Raw genomic sequence first — 13,262 nt, 5'->3', positions numbered from 1 at the left:
CGCGGCTCAGTTCGACCGCGCCGCACCGGAGTTGGCGCGGTAGTAGAGATAGGCCATGGGCGCGAGCACCCCGCAGGCCAGCAGTAGCAGGGTGCGCCCGTCACTGGCGAGCATCACGTCACCGCCGGGCCCCCGCGAGGAGCAGACAAGAAAACCGAAGACCCACACCACGATCGGGGCGAAGGTGAAGCCCATCCGGTCGGTCACCGACTCCATGCCGTACACCAGCGCCACATTGATCGGCGCCGCCAGCAGCGCGGCCACCGGCACCGCCACCGCGCCGACGTACAGCGGCAGGAACAGCACCTCCACCGCCAGGGTGATCAACGCGTCGACGAACAGCAACGTGACGATCAGCGCCGTGATCACCGGTTCCAGGCGAGACGGCACCCGCATCCGCAGGACGGCGGTCGGCGCGGGCTGATCGGAGTCGGTCACCATGGGGCGAGTGTATTCGGCGGCGCGTGGCGACCCGGGCGGCCGTGTCGCCGGGCGGGTCAGTCGAGGCCGGCGAACAGGTCGTGTTCGAACCCGTCCGCGCCGACCTCCCCGCGCGCACCGCGCACCAGGGTGAAGTGCTCCTCGGGCAGCACCGGCAGCGCGATGTTGTTGGACAGCGCGAACTCCCGGCCGCTCGGCGCGACGGTGACCTGGGTGGCGTGCGCGCGCATGGCCGCGCGCTTGGCCGCGAGCGCGTCGGAGACGTCGACCACGGTGGTCACCCCCGTCGTCGACATGGCCGCCAGCTCCGCCTCCACCGGCAGCCGCCAGCCCGCGGGCAGCGCGCCGGGCAGCTCGTCGACGGTGCGGCGGGCCAGGGCGGCGGTGTGCTGGCGCAGCAGGTCGCCGTCGGTGACGGTCCAGTAGAACTTCGGCACGTCCCAGCCCCGCTCGGCGGCCGCCGCCACGGCAGCGGTGGTGATCTCGTGCGCGCGGATGTGATCGGGATGGCCGTATCCGCCGCGCGGGTCGTAGGTCACCACGACCCGAGGGCGCAGCTCCAGCAGCACCGCGACGAGCTCCTCGACCGCTGCGGCACCGGAATTCACGAAGGCCCTGGGATTCCGCGCCGACGGTGTGCCCGCCATGCCCGAATCGCGCCAGCGGCCCGCGCCGCCGAGGAAGTACGGCTCGCCGGCGTCCAGCGCCGCCAGCGCGGCGGTGAGTTCGGCGATGCGATAGCCACCGAGCTGATCGGCCTCGCCGGCGATCAGCCCCGCCCAGCGCTCGCCGATGACCTCACCTTCCTCGCCGAGCGTGCAGGTCACCACGGTGACCGGCACGCCACGACGGCGGTAGTGCGCGATGGTGCCGCCGGTGGTGAGGGTTTCGTCGTCGGGGTGCGCGTGCACCAGCAGCAGTCCGCCGGTCTCGCGATCGGTCATGGGAGCCTCCGCCATTGCGCCGTGTCACCGAAGATGCCGACCTGGATCGCGCCGGAGAGCGAGACGCCGTCGACCCGGGGGCCCGCGGCGGCGACGACGTTGTCCTGCACGATCGGCAGCACCGTCGAGAGTTCCCACAGCCGGGGTTCGGCCTCGGCCAGCACCCGCGGCACGTCGACCCCGCGCAGCGCCTCGTCGATCGAGGGTTGCAGGCCGGGATCGCAGACGCCGCCGAGATTGCTCGGCGCCTGGCGGTAGGCCTCGGCGGCGGCGAGCACCTTGCCGTCGGCGCCGGGAATCTCCGGCGGCGGGCAGCCGTAGCGCGAGGCCAGCACCGTGGCCGGATCGTCACCGGCCAGTTCCCAGCCGACGATCGCGTCGACGCTCGATTCGGTGAGGTCCTTGCCGTAGAGCTCGTCGGCAGCCAGACCGCGCACGGTGGCATCGATACCGGCACTGCGCAATTGGTCGGCGGCGGTGTTGGCCACGGCCAGCGCCGTCGTGTCCTCGGCGACGGCGCCGATCCGCACCGACAGGCCCTTGCCGTTGCGGGCGACCGAACGTGGTTGCGGCGCGGGCGACGTGGGCGAGCCGGTCTTGGGAGCCTCGGGCGCACGGCCGAATCCGGCCTCGGCCAGCAGGGCGAAGGCCTCGTCGGTACTCGGGCGCGGCGGAGCGGTCGGCACATAGCCCGGACTCGACGGCGGAAGTACCTGCGCGCGTGCGGGTTCCACCCAGCCGCCGGTCTGCGCGCCGACGGTGGCCAGCAGCGCGGGATCGAGCAGGGCGAGCACCGCCTTGCGCACCCGCGCGTCGGCGAGGTCGCCGGAGCGTCCGTTGAGCGCCAGTTGCAGCTCGCGCGCCTGCGGCATGATCGTGGTGCGCACCGACGGGATGGCGGCCAGTTGCGCCTGCGTCGCCACGCCGCCGTGCACCAGCGCCATCTGCGCGTCACCGGTGCGCAACGATTCGGCCAGCTGCGAGGGGGTTCCGCCGCGGCGGAACAGGATCTGGTCCGGCGCGGCAGGCGTGCCCCAGAAACGGTCGTTGCGTTCGAGCAGGATCTCGTCGCGGCCGCGGTCGACCGACTTGATCGTGAAGTTGCCGCCAGAGACCGGGATCCGGTCGACGAGCCCGCTGGTGAACCCGCCCGGCGAATCCTTCACCAGGTGCGAGGGCAGCAGATTCGAGAACAGTTCGCGCCACGCGGGATACGGCTGGGTCAGCGTGACGGTGACCGTCTTGCCGCCGCCGGAGGACGCCACGTCCGAGATCAGCCGGTACCCGGCCGGATCCACCACGCCGGGCTGAGTCGTCATCTGCTGCCACAGGAACCGGAAGTCCTCGGCCGCGATCGGGGCGCCGTCGGACCAGTTGGCCTGATTGCGCAGCGTGTAGGTGATCGTGAACGGCTCCTGCGCCGTCACGTCCGCGGACTCGATGAGCGAGGCGTCGGGCACCCGGTCCACCACACCCGGCTGCGCCGGATTCGGCACCGGGCGGAAGGGACTCGGCAGCACCATCGAACTCACCGCGTTGGTGGCGGGCGACTGATCCGAGCGCAGATGCGGGTTGAAGCCGATGCCGATGTCGTCGATCGCCACCACGACGGTGTTCTTGCCCGGCTTGGCCTGGGTGGTCTTGGGCGAATCGGTGCTCTCGATCGGCGGTGGTGGATTCGCGGTGCAACCGGCGAGGACCGCCGTCGAGGCCGTCATCGCCATCACCGCCACGCGCCACCTCGCGCGTCTGACCCCCGAGCTCACTCTGGCACCCTACCTCGCCCATCTGTGCGGAGCCCGGCACCGGACTCCGTGGAAAACGACAGTGGGACGGTACCGAAGCACCGTCCCACTGTCAGAACTCGATCAGGAGTTGCTCACCGCGCGGTCGCGGGCCTTGCGGCGCGACAGCTCGCGCGCACGCTCGTTGGCGCCGAGCACCACCTTGCGCACCCGGACCACCTCGGGGGTGACCTCGACGCACTCGTCGGCGGCGCAGAACTCCATCGCCAGCTCCAGATCCAGCGCCAGCGGCTTGGCCAGGGTCTCCATCACGTCGGCGGTCGCGCTGCGCATGTTCGTCAGCTTCTTCTCGCGGGTGACGTTGATGTCGAGATCCTCGGCACGCGGGTTGATGCCGACGACCATGCCCTCGTAGGTGTCGGCACCCGGCTCGACGAAGAACTGACCGCGGTCGGCCAGCTGGATCATCGCGAACGGGGTGACCGTGCCCGCGCGGTCCGACACCAGCGAACCGGTGTGGCGGGCGCGGATCTCACCGGCCCACGGCGCGTAGCCGTGCGAGACGGCGTTGGCGATGCCGGTGCCGCGGGTCTCGGTGAGGAACACGGTGCGGAAGCCGATCAGGCCACGCGAGGGGACGATGAACTCCATGCGCACCCAGCCTGCGGCGTGGTTGCTCATCTGCACCATCTTGCCCTTGCGGGCGGCCAGCAGCTGGGTGATGGCGCCCAGGTACTCGTCGGGGCAGTCGATGGTGAGCTCTTCGAAGGGCTCGTGCACCTTGCCGTCGACGGTCTTGGTGACCACCTGCGGCTTGCCGACGGTGAGCTCGAAGCCCTCGCGGCGCATCTGCTCGACCAGGATGGCCAGCGCCAGCTCGCCGCGGCCCTGCACCTCCCAGGCGTCGGGGCGGCCGATGTCGAGCACGCGCAGCGACACGTTGCCGATCAGTTCCTGGTCCAGGCGCGACTTCACCATGCGGGCGGTGAGCTTGTGCCCCTGCACCCGGCCGACCAGCGGCGAGGTGTTGGTGCCGATGACCACCGAGATGGCGGGCTCGTCGACGGAGATGCGCGGCAGCGCGACCGGGTTCTCGATGTCGGCGAGGGTGTCACCGATCATGATGTCCGGGATGCCCGCGATGGCGACGATGTCACCGGCCACGGCGACCTCGCCGGGCTGACGCTCGACACCGATGGTCTGCAGCAGCTCGGTGATCTTGACCTGCTTGGCGCCGTCGGCGTTGATCCAGGTGACGTTCTGGCCCTTGCGCAGCTCGCCGTTGTGCACGCGAACCAGGGCGAGACGGCCGAGGAAGGCCGAGGCGTCGAGGTTGGTGACGTGGGCCTGCAGCGGGGCCTCCGGGTTGCCCTTGGGCGCCGGGATGTTGTTCATGAGGACCTCGAACAGCGCGTCGAGGTTCTCGGCGTCGGGCGCCTGCCCGTTCTCGGGGCGCTCCTTGGAGGCCTTGCCCTCGCGGCCGGAGGCGTAGAGGACCGGCAGGTCCAGCGCCAGCTCGGCGGCTTCGGCGGCCTCGTCGTCCAGGTCGGAGGCCAGGTCGAGGAGCAGGTCGTGCGACTCCTCGACGACCTCTTCGATCCGGGCGTCCGGGCGGTCGGTCTTGTTCACGACCAGGATCACCGGCAGCTTGGCCGCCAGCGCCTTGCGCAGCACGAACCGGGTCTGCGGCAGCGGGCCCTCGGAGGCGTCGACGAGCAGGACGACACCGTCGACCATGGACAGGCCGCGCTCGACCTCGCCACCGAAGTCGGCGTGGCCGGGGGTGTCGATCACGTTGATGACGGTGACGGAACCGTCGGGATGGTGCCGGTGCACGGCGGTGTTCTTCGCGAGAATGGTGATGCCCTTCTCGCGCTCCAGGTCACCGGAGTCCATGACTCGGTCGACCAGCTCGGCTCGCTCGGCGAACGCGCCCGACTGACGAAGCATGGCGTCGACCAGCGTCGTCTTGCCGTGGTCGACGTGGGCCACGATGGCGACGTTGCGAAAATCGCGTGTAGACGACACGCCTCAATCCTCCTGCTGTTGGTGTATTGGCGCGCATTCAACTGGCATCGCGGCCTGTTACACCCTACCGGTACCGGAGTGGCACGCACGTGTCAGGCTTTGTACTTAGGCTACGCTAACTCCCATGGGCAAGGTGAAGGCGAAGAAGGTGTCGAGCCTGAAGCCGAAGAAAAAGTGCTGCAGGAAGAAGACCCGGTGCTTCAAATGCCCCGTCGTCATCATGCGGATGAAGAAGGCCGAGGCCGCCGGAGTGTGCGGTAAAGATCTCAAGAAGGCCCTCAAGCACGCACGAGCCGCCTAGGCGCGGCGACGACGGGCGATGCGCGCTGCCCGCGGCAGGCGTAGAACTGCGGGTATGGGTACTCCGAAACCGGCACTGCTCTCCGACCCCGAGATCACCATCGCCCTGGCCACGCTGCCGGAATGGTCCCGCGAGGGCGACGCGATCACCCGCACGGTCAAAGCCCCCACCTTCCTGGACGGCATCGAGATCGTCCGCAAGGTCGCCGCGGAGGCCGAGGCCGCCGACCATCATCCCGACATCGACATCCGATGGCGCACAGTGCGTTTCACCCTCAGCACGCATTCGGCCGGTGGGCTCACCGCGAACGACACCACGCTCGCGCACACCATCGACGAGATCATCGGCTGAGCGTCAGGCCGAAACCTCCACCGCGCGCCCGCGGGTCAGGCCGCGCGCCTGCGCCCGCAGGGTGTCGCGGCCACGCCAGACCAGCCAGCCGAGCAGCGTGAACACGACGAGCACGTCCACCGCGCCGAGCCAGGCCAGCGGCCACGGGCGCGGAATCGTCCAGATCGTCGGCTGGGCGAACGACAGCACCCACGGCACGCCGATCACCATCGTGACCACCCAGAATCCGGCGATCAGCCGGGCGGTGCGCTCGCCGCGCAGCGGACCGTAGAACAGCCACAGCACGGTCGGGATCAACCACACCCAGTGGTGCGACCAGGAAATCGGCGAGATCATCAGCCCGAACAGCTGCACCAGCACCAGCGTGCCGAGCCGGTCGTCGGCGTCCAGGGTGCGCCAGGCCAGGAACGCCAGCACGGCGGTGACCAGCACCGCGGCGATCCACCACGGCCCGGACTGCACGTCGTGGCCGAGAATCCGGCTCAGCGCGCCGCGCAGCGACTGGTTCCACACCGAACCCACAGGGCCGATCCGGTCGGCGTCGCCGAGCAGCGTGCCGAAGTAGCGCTTCGCCTCGCGCGCGTTGATGAGGAAGCTCACAGCCACGGTCAGCCCGAACGCCGCCGCCGACCACAGCACCGTCGCCCAGCGGCGGCGGGCCACGAAGTAGAGGCCGGTGATCGCGGGGGTCAGCTTGATGCCTGCGATCACGCCGACGAGCGTGCCCGAGATCCACCACCGCGCGCTGCGCACCGCCAGCATCGCCCCGAACACCAGGAACACATTGACCTGGCCGTAGTCGATGGTCGTGCGGACCGGCTCGAGCCAGACGCCCAGCGCGGTCCAGGCGACCGCCGCGGTGATCCAGCGCGTCCGCCGGGCCCGCTCGGCCCCGAGCAGCAGTTCGAAGCTGATCCGGATGACGCCGTAGAGCGCGGCGACAGTCGCCAGCATCCAGCCCACCGCGACCGCGGTGAACGGCAGATAGTGCAGCGGGAAGAACACCAGCGCCGCGAACGGCGGATAGGTGAACGGCAGCGGGAAGTCCGGAGTCTCCTCCGCGTAGGTGAAGTCGTAGAGGCGATCGGTGAGCAGCGACGCCGACCCGTCCACATAGACGTGCAGATCGACGACATTGAGCCCGTTCTCGGCGAACAGCATCCAGGCCAACCGCGCCAGCACGGACAATCCGAGCAGCGCGAGAGCCCATCGGAGGTGTCGGTTCAATGCCAGACTTTCGGTCGTGTGGGTGGCGTCAGCGCCGCGTCGCGTTGCTTCGATCACCTTAACCGGGTGGCGGCGCACGCCCGCGCGCACGGGTTGACGGGGTGGCGCGCGACACCATCGGTAACATTTGCATCAACATCCCCAGCTGTAACACCGGTCGGGGCTAGCGTCGATGAACACGGTTCGCCTGTTGTTCGCCGCCACGGGCCGGGCGGCTGTACAACACGGCGGCGATGTCCTTAGAGTGACCCCGACATCGAAGGGCTCGACACCCTCGCCCCATTGGCAACACCGAGGTAAGGACGGCTGGACAAGTGCTTCGTAGCCGAGGATCGCGGATCGCAACGACCGCATTCGCCATGGCGGCCGGCGTCATGCTCGTCGCGCCGGCGTCGACCATCGCCGCTCCGGCGCCCGCGCCGCAGGCAGCCCCGATCAGCGTTCCGATGGTGCCCGAGGGCGTCCCCGTCGACGCACTCGCCGCGTTCGCGCCCGCCGTCGCGGGCCTGATCGCAGGCCCCGCCGACGTCGCCAGCCCGCAGACCGCCCTGCTCGATCAGGCGCGCGCGCTGCTGGCCACCCTGAACCTGCCGCCCGCCATCAAGGCGACGCTGGAGCGGATCATCACCTTCCTCGACGGCAGCGGCGGCGGTGGCCCGGAGATCCCGGAGGACGGGCCCGTCATCGCGCAGTTCCTCTACCCCACCATCGGCAAGGGCTGCATCGGTGACGGCGCCGACTCGGTCGGCACCGCTCTGGCCGTCGCCGGTCCCGCGCAGCTGCCCCCGCCCGGCCCCGCCGCCGGACAGGCCGGTTTCGTGTTCACCGCTCTCGGCACCAAGGCGCCGACCCCGAACCAGAACCCGCCCATGACGGTGCAGTGGCTCAACATCGACACCCGTCAGTCGGCCGTGCAGACGCTCACCGACGAGGCCAAGATCAACCCCGGCGGCCCGGCCACCCTGTCGGCCATCGCCAACACCGGCCACGGCCGGGTCGTCGCGGTCGTCTCCGGTTCACTGACCACGCAGGCCGAGGGCGCCGCCCCGCGCACCTGCAACTTCCTGCCGACCCTCGGCTTCTTCACCGTCTAGGCCCGCCGACACGCCGAGCCCGGTCCACCCGTCAGGGGGACCGGGCTCTTGTCGTTCACGGGTTCACGCGGGACCGGCGATGTGGTAGACCGAGAACCATGGCGACCACACGAGTTTCACCCCGCGATACTCGGTCGATTCGGAGCAGGCGGTCGAACCGTTCCATCCTGTCGTATCGGTCCGAAGGGTCGATTCTCTCGATCGGCTCGGCCTATTCCGTTCTCTCGATCGGCAGCGTGGGCTCGGTGCTGTCGGTCGGCTCGGTCGGCTCGTTCGGGTCGCTGATCTCGTCCGGCTCGTTCGCGAGCATCGGCTCGGCGCTGTCGGGCCTGTCCCGCTGGTCGCTGCTGTCGTGGCGCGGGGTGCTCGCCGAGCCCGGCGAGCGGCCCACACTGCGGGTCGTCCCGGACGACGAGCCGGACATGCGGGTCGCCGGGGCGACCTGCCACTGCCAGACCTAGCGGGTCACCACTGGCCGTAGTCCTCGGCCAGGGCGTTGTTCAGATCGATGCCGACACCGTCGATGGCGCGCTCATCGATCTCGAACTGGTGCAGGTGCGCGCTCGGGTGCACGTAGCCGTCCGGCGTGCCCCAATCGTGTTGCCAGAACCAGGAACCCAGGCCCGCGTCGATGGCGCGGTCGATGGTCGGGGTGTTGGCGTAGATGCCGACGAGGTCGGGGCCGAGGACCGCCTGCCAGCCCTCGATGTAGGGCGCGATCATCTCCTCGAACTCCTGCTCGCTCGGGTTGTCGTCGATGGAGGCGTAGATCGGCGCGGTGTCGGGGCCGCCCGCGGCGGAGTGCAGGGCCCAGCCGCGTTCGGCGTGCTGCTTGCCCGCTTCGAGGCCGCCGCGCCAGTCGGCCGTCGGCCCCTTCCCGAACTGGTAGTTCGACACGATCGAGAGCCCGTGCCGCCACAGATCCTCGACCTCGGCGGCCAGCAGCGGCTTGCCCGCCATCCATTCCGCGCCGGGACGGCGATCGGAGACGTAGCGGATCACGCCGATGTGCCCGGCGGCCTTGATGGCGGCGGCCGACGGCACACCCGCGGCGTAATCGATGAGGGTGCCGAGGGATTGCGCGGCGGCAGGCGCGCTGGACAGCCCGAGGCCGACCGTGGCCGCGGCGGCCGCGAAGCCGAAGAACCCGCGCCGGGTCACCGGAACAGAACGCATCTAAGGACTCCTTCGCGCAACCCGACCTGCAACCGGCAGCGTGCCCGGCGCGCCTTCCCCGATCCCGCGCGCCGGGAGCCTCGAACGTTCACTCATTGCACCACAACCACACAGGAACCGCTAGAACCAAAGGTCACATTCGTCCCAGTGGTCACACGGGTCAGGTGGCGCCGTCGATCGCGGCGCCCACGTCGATGGTGCGGCCGGTCGGATCGGCCAGCTCGGTGCTGACCACGGCGACGACCTGCGCCACCACCTGCTTCTTGATCCCGGCCAGCCGGGCCAGGGTCGCCGCGCGCAGGCCCTTCGCGGTGAACTCCAGGGAGATGTCCTCGAGCGCGGGCGGCGGCACATCGATCACGATCTGCAGCGGCTCGGCCGCCCTGGCCGTGAGGACCAGCGGAATCCGCAGGTCGGCACGGTAGTGGTTGGCCTTGAGCACATCGACGGTGATGTCGAGCCCGACGGGCAAGGTCATGTCGAAGATCCGCGGCGCGCCCGGCTCGCCCAGACCACGGTCGGTGACCCGCGGCTGCTCGATGGCGCCGCGCACGGTCACGGTCGCCGCGCCGCGCGGGCCCTCGGACAGCGGTCCCACCGCGATCTCGCTGCCCGCCATCTGCGCGACCACGTCGTGCACCCGTTCCCTGGTGACGATCCTGGTGAAGAACCGGAGGCCGAATTCGCGGAAGTCGATCCACTCGAAGACGGTGTCGTTGCGGTGCGGCGAGCGGTATCCGTCCAGGATCGCCTCGATGTCGAAGACCCGCTCGGAACGGACCTTGGGGTCGCCGACGATGGCGTTGACGCGGTTGGCGACCTCGCGCTGCACCAGTCCGGCGATCGGATCGAGCAGCATCTCCCAGGCGGTGTCGATGGCCTCGGCGCGCAGCGTGAAGCTGACGTCCTTGGCTGTCACCGGGGCCACATCGATCACCACCAGCAGGGGTTCGGCCGTGCGCGCGTGCAGCGTGAGCCCGATCTCCACCACCGCGGCCAGCTTCAGCTTGCGCCCGCCGAGCACGAGTTTCACGGCCAGGGTGAGCGGGATGCGGACGCCGAAGGCCAGCGCGTCACCGGGGTTGCGGGTGACCACCGGGGTGCCGAGCGCGCCCTCGGCCGCGAATCCGGCCAGCCCGGCCGGGCCCAGCGAGAACGGGCCGATCTGCACGCCGCGCCCGGTCATCCCCGACACGGCCGCCGCGATCCGCTCCTCGGTGACGGCGTAGGTGACGAAACGTTCGCCGAAATCGGCATACTCGATCCACATCGGGTCTCGCCGCGCTTCCTCGGTCACCTTCGCGTGCACCCAGCCATCGTGGCACAACGCCTCCGTCCTGCCGATGAGGGGGAAGCAGGACGGAGGCGCGCCGGTGGCGCTGCCGGGCGCCACCAACTCCATGGTACGGGCATCGCCCTGGTACCGCCGTCCAGGAGCTGGGCAGTTGTCTTGAGCGACAATCGATTTCAGAAACGCCCGTAGCCGACGAGATCAGTGGTCTCCGACACGTTGATGGTGCGGACCCGCACGGCACCCATCTCGTTGCCGCCGATCGTGGTGATTTCGTCGCCCTCGGCCTTCAACACGATGTTGGTGTGCTGACCCAGCGGACTCGACGGTCCGTACAGCACGACATCGCCGAGGCGGGGCCGGTAGCCGACGTCGCCGGGCGTGAATCGGCCGACCTGCTGGTAGTACTCGGTGAGCGTGTAGACGCCGGGAATCCGCCAGGAGCCGGAGTTCGGATTGGCCAGCGGGCGCCCCGCCTCACGCATGGTCCAGCTGACGAAATCGGCGCACCAGGCCTCGTCGACGCCCTCGGCGTACTTCGTCCCGGCGCCGGGATTCTCGTACTCCCTGCGCAGCACCTCGACCAGGGAGAGTTGCTGTTCGTCGAGGTGTTCGGAGTCCAGCGCGGGGAACGGCTCGCCCCAGTCGTGCTGCCACCAGACCAGCCCGACGACGACTACCGCAGTCGCCGCGAGGAATCCCGAGATGCCGAGCACCCAGCGGCCGAGCCGGCCGGTAGGTTCCTGAAGTTGCGTCATCGCCCCCCGCTTTCGATCTGTCTACTGCACTCTAAGACGAACCGGAAGCGTCCGTGGTTCCCGACGAGTGTGCTCCGGAGCGGGCCGGGTGGGCTTTCGAGTACCGGGTGGACCCCTGCGCCACCCGGGCATCGGTTCGCTACCGCGCTCTCGGCGCGCACTGCGTGCGTGCCGTCCCCTCCGGCGACGTCCACGCACGGGGCGCGGACGTGGTCTCGAACACGTACCGCTCCGGAACACACTGACCCGGCCCGCGCACGGTCACCCTGCGCCGAACCGGTTGCCGTGCGATCATCCGCCCGGCTGTGAGAATTTTTGCTAACGCTTTACTGTCGGTCAAGCTAGACGACTGTCCCAATTTGTCCCAGCGACGCGAACGAGGAGCGTGTGATGGCAGACCCGCATCCGCCGATCGCGCGCTACCTGCGCGAACGCCGCGAATCGCTGGGTCTGACGAGGGCGGCGCTGAGCGCGATCGCCGGGGTCTCGCCCGGTCTGATCCAGAAGATCGAGCAGGGCACCCGCGCGCCGACCCTGGAGGCGCTGCTCGCGCTGTGTGCCGCCCTGCAGATCCCCGACCCCTTCCGGGACCACCTGGTGTCGCTGTCGCTGGCGGACCGGTACGGCAAACCGGCCCCGCCCGCGCTCCCGGTGCCCGCGACCGATCAGCTGCTGCTCGACAGCTTCGCCCATCCGGCGAGTCTGCAGTCCTTCCCCACCTTCGACGTCTACGCGGTCAATCACGCCTGGACCCGGCAGTTCCCCGGTTTGGTCCCCGGCACGACCCTGCTCGAATGGATGCTCCTGGATCCGGTGGCCCGCACGGTTGTCGTGGAGTGGGAACGCCAGATCCACGCCAGCGTCTACAGCTTCCGGGTGATCGGCCCCGGCCTCGTGCCGAAGGCGCGCATCGAGGAACTCGTCGCGTCCTGCTCGCGCGCACCGGAGTGGGACCGGCTGTGGACGACCGAGCCGCCTCCACCGCACGGCATGGACAACCCCGAACTGCTCGTCCGCCACGTCGACACCGGCGAGCCGACCGCGCTCGCCCTGCACAACCTGGACTTCGGGCTGCCGCGGCGCCCGTGGGCCCTGGTCCTCATGGTGCCGCGACCCGGCGCCTGAGACCGGACCCCTTCCCGCATCGACCGAGAAAGAGGATCATCGCCACGTGGAGAATCCACACCCGCCCATCGCGCGCTACCTGCGCGAGCGCCGTGAGTCGGCCGGGCTGACCCGCGCCGCGCTCAGTGCCGCGGCCGGGATCTCACCCGGGCTCATCCAGAAGATCGAACAGGGCACCCGCACCCCCACCCTGGAGGCGCTCGGCGCGCTGTTCGACGCGCTGAGCGTGCCCGAGGCGATGCGCGATCATCTCGTCTCACTGTCGATCAGCAGCCGCTACGACCCGGCGGCGGCCCCGCTGGTCCGTCCCGCCGATCAGGTGCTGCTCGACGGGATCACCCACCCGGCCAGCCTGCAGATGCACCCGACCTTCGACGTGGTGGCCACCAACGCCGCCTGGCGGCTGCTGTTCCCCGGCCTCGACACCGGGATGTCGATGCTCGAGTGGATGCTGCTCGACCCGCGCGCCAAGATCGCGCTGATCGACTGGGAGCAGCAGGTGCACATGTGCGTGTACGCCTTCCGGCTGATGGGTCCCGGCCTGGCCACGCAGCAGCGGCTCGACGAGATCATCGAGTCCTGCGAACGCGCCCCGGAGTGGACGAAGTTCTGGACGAGCGAACCGGCCTTTCCCGGCTCCACCGACGACCCGCTGATGTACTTCCGCGATCCACTCACCGGTGCGACCACCGCCATGACGGTGCACTCCCTCGGCGCGTCCCTGATTCCGCGCCGCGAGTGGTCGCTGGTCGTCTACGCGCCGAAGCGGATCGAGGACTGA

The 13,262-nt window shown here is 69.9% G+C and carries 14 protein-coding genes; 6 read left to right on the top strand and 8 right to left on the bottom strand.

All coding sequences use genetic code 11. The features are described 5' to 3' along the window. Positions 1-6: 6 nt before the first annotated feature. The 4 genes from AB0H56_RS04145 to typA all read right to left on the bottom strand — a co-directional run bounded on the left by AB0H56_RS04145 (position 7) and on the right by typA (position 5,158). Positions 7-441: a hypothetical protein gene (locus AB0H56_RS04145; RefSeq protein ID WP_357156830.1), complete on the bottom strand. Its 435-nt coding sequence runs from the start codon at positions 439-441 to the stop codon at positions 7-9. A gap of 56 nt (positions 442-497) precedes the next feature. Then, positions 498-1,385: an N-acetyl-1-D-myo-inositol-2-amino-2-deoxy-alpha-D-glucopyranoside deacetylase gene (gene mshB, locus AB0H56_RS04140; protein WP_357156827.1), complete on the bottom strand. Its 888-nt coding sequence runs from the start codon at positions 1,383-1,385 to the stop codon at positions 498-500. Next, on the bottom strand, positions 1,382-3,103 hold the full coding sequence (locus AB0H56_RS04135) for an ABC transporter family substrate-binding protein (protein ID WP_357156825.1): 1,722 nt from the start codon (positions 3,101-3,103) through the stop codon (positions 1,382-1,384). Before AB0H56_RS04135 ends, mshB begins: the two co-directional genes overlap by 4 nt. 150 nt (positions 3,104-3,253) lie before the next feature. After that, a complete protein-coding gene (typA, locus tag AB0H56_RS04130; RefSeq protein WP_357156823.1) occupies positions 3,254-5,158 on the bottom strand; it encodes a translational GTPase TypA in 1,905 nt (634 codons plus the stop codon). Between the two features lie 124 nt (positions 5,159-5,282). Between typA and AB0H56_RS04125 the strand changes: the two genes are divergently transcribed. After that, on the top strand, positions 5,283-5,459 hold the full coding sequence (locus AB0H56_RS04125) for a hypothetical protein (RefSeq protein WP_167456179.1): 177 nt from the start codon (positions 5,283-5,285) through the stop codon (positions 5,457-5,459). Between the two features lie 54 nt (positions 5,460-5,513). Continuing rightward, on the top strand, positions 5,514-5,810 hold the full coding sequence (locus tag AB0H56_RS04120; RefSeq protein WP_357156821.1) for a 4a-hydroxytetrahydrobiopterin dehydratase: 297 nt from the start codon (positions 5,514-5,516) through the stop codon (positions 5,808-5,810). Positions 5,811-5,813: 3 nt separating this feature from the next. Here the strand turns inward: AB0H56_RS04120 and AB0H56_RS04115 are convergent, their stop codons facing one another. Then, positions 5,814-7,091, bottom strand: a complete 1,278-nt coding sequence (locus AB0H56_RS04115; RefSeq protein WP_357157857.1) for a mannosyltransferase — start codon at positions 7,089-7,091, stop codon at positions 5,814-5,816. Between the two features lie 305 nt (positions 7,092-7,396). Between AB0H56_RS04115 and AB0H56_RS04110 the strand changes: the two genes are divergently transcribed. Beyond that, positions 7,397-8,131, top strand: a complete 735-nt coding sequence (locus tag AB0H56_RS04110) for a hypothetical protein (RefSeq protein ID WP_357156819.1) — start codon at positions 7,397-7,399, stop codon at positions 8,129-8,131. A 98-nt stretch (positions 8,132-8,229) separates the two neighbouring features. Then, positions 8,230-8,592 carry a hypothetical protein gene (locus AB0H56_RS04105; RefSeq protein WP_357156817.1) on the top strand — a complete coding sequence of 121 codons (363 nt, stop codon included), beginning with the start codon at positions 8,230-8,232 and terminating at the stop codon, positions 8,590-8,592. A gap of 4 nt (positions 8,593-8,596) precedes the next feature. On the opposite strand, the gene AB0H56_RS04100 is transcribed toward AB0H56_RS04105, so the two are convergent. The 3 genes from AB0H56_RS04100 to AB0H56_RS04090 form a co-directional block, all read right to left on the bottom strand. Continuing rightward, a complete protein-coding gene (locus tag AB0H56_RS04100; protein WP_357156815.1) occupies positions 8,597-9,307 on the bottom strand; it encodes a DUF1906 domain-containing protein in 711 nt (236 codons plus the stop codon). A gap of 160 nt (positions 9,308-9,467) precedes the next feature. Beyond that, positions 9,468-10,616 (bottom strand): hypothetical protein, encoded by a 1,149-nt coding sequence (locus AB0H56_RS04095; RefSeq protein ID WP_357156813.1) that lies wholly within the window; start codon positions 10,614-10,616, stop codon positions 9,468-9,470. Between the two features lie 158 nt (positions 10,617-10,774). Next, on the bottom strand, positions 10,775-11,356 hold the full coding sequence (locus tag AB0H56_RS04090) for a CHAP domain-containing protein (protein WP_357156811.1): 582 nt from the start codon (positions 11,354-11,356) through the stop codon (positions 10,775-10,777). 390 nt (positions 11,357-11,746) lie between these two features. Between AB0H56_RS04090 and AB0H56_RS04085 the strand changes: the two genes are divergently transcribed. Together AB0H56_RS04085 and AB0H56_RS04080 are read left to right on the top strand one after the other, a co-directional pair. Next, positions 11,747-12,481, top strand: coding sequence for a helix-turn-helix domain-containing protein (locus AB0H56_RS04085; protein ID WP_357156809.1), 735 nt, complete (start codon positions 11,747-11,749; stop codon positions 12,479-12,481). A gap of 46 nt (positions 12,482-12,527) precedes the next feature. Beyond that, entirely contained in the window at positions 12,528-13,262 is a 735-nt protein-coding gene (locus tag AB0H56_RS04080; protein WP_357156807.1) for a helix-turn-helix domain-containing protein, read from the top strand.

It is taken from the genome of Nocardia sp. NPDC050717, from assembly GCF_040654275.1.
Taxonomy (GTDB): Bacteria; Actinomycetota; Actinomycetes; order Mycobacteriales; family Mycobacteriaceae; genus Nocardia.
The sequence above is the reverse complement of the archived record's forward strand: the minus strand, read 5'-3'. Positions and strand labels throughout refer to the sequence as shown.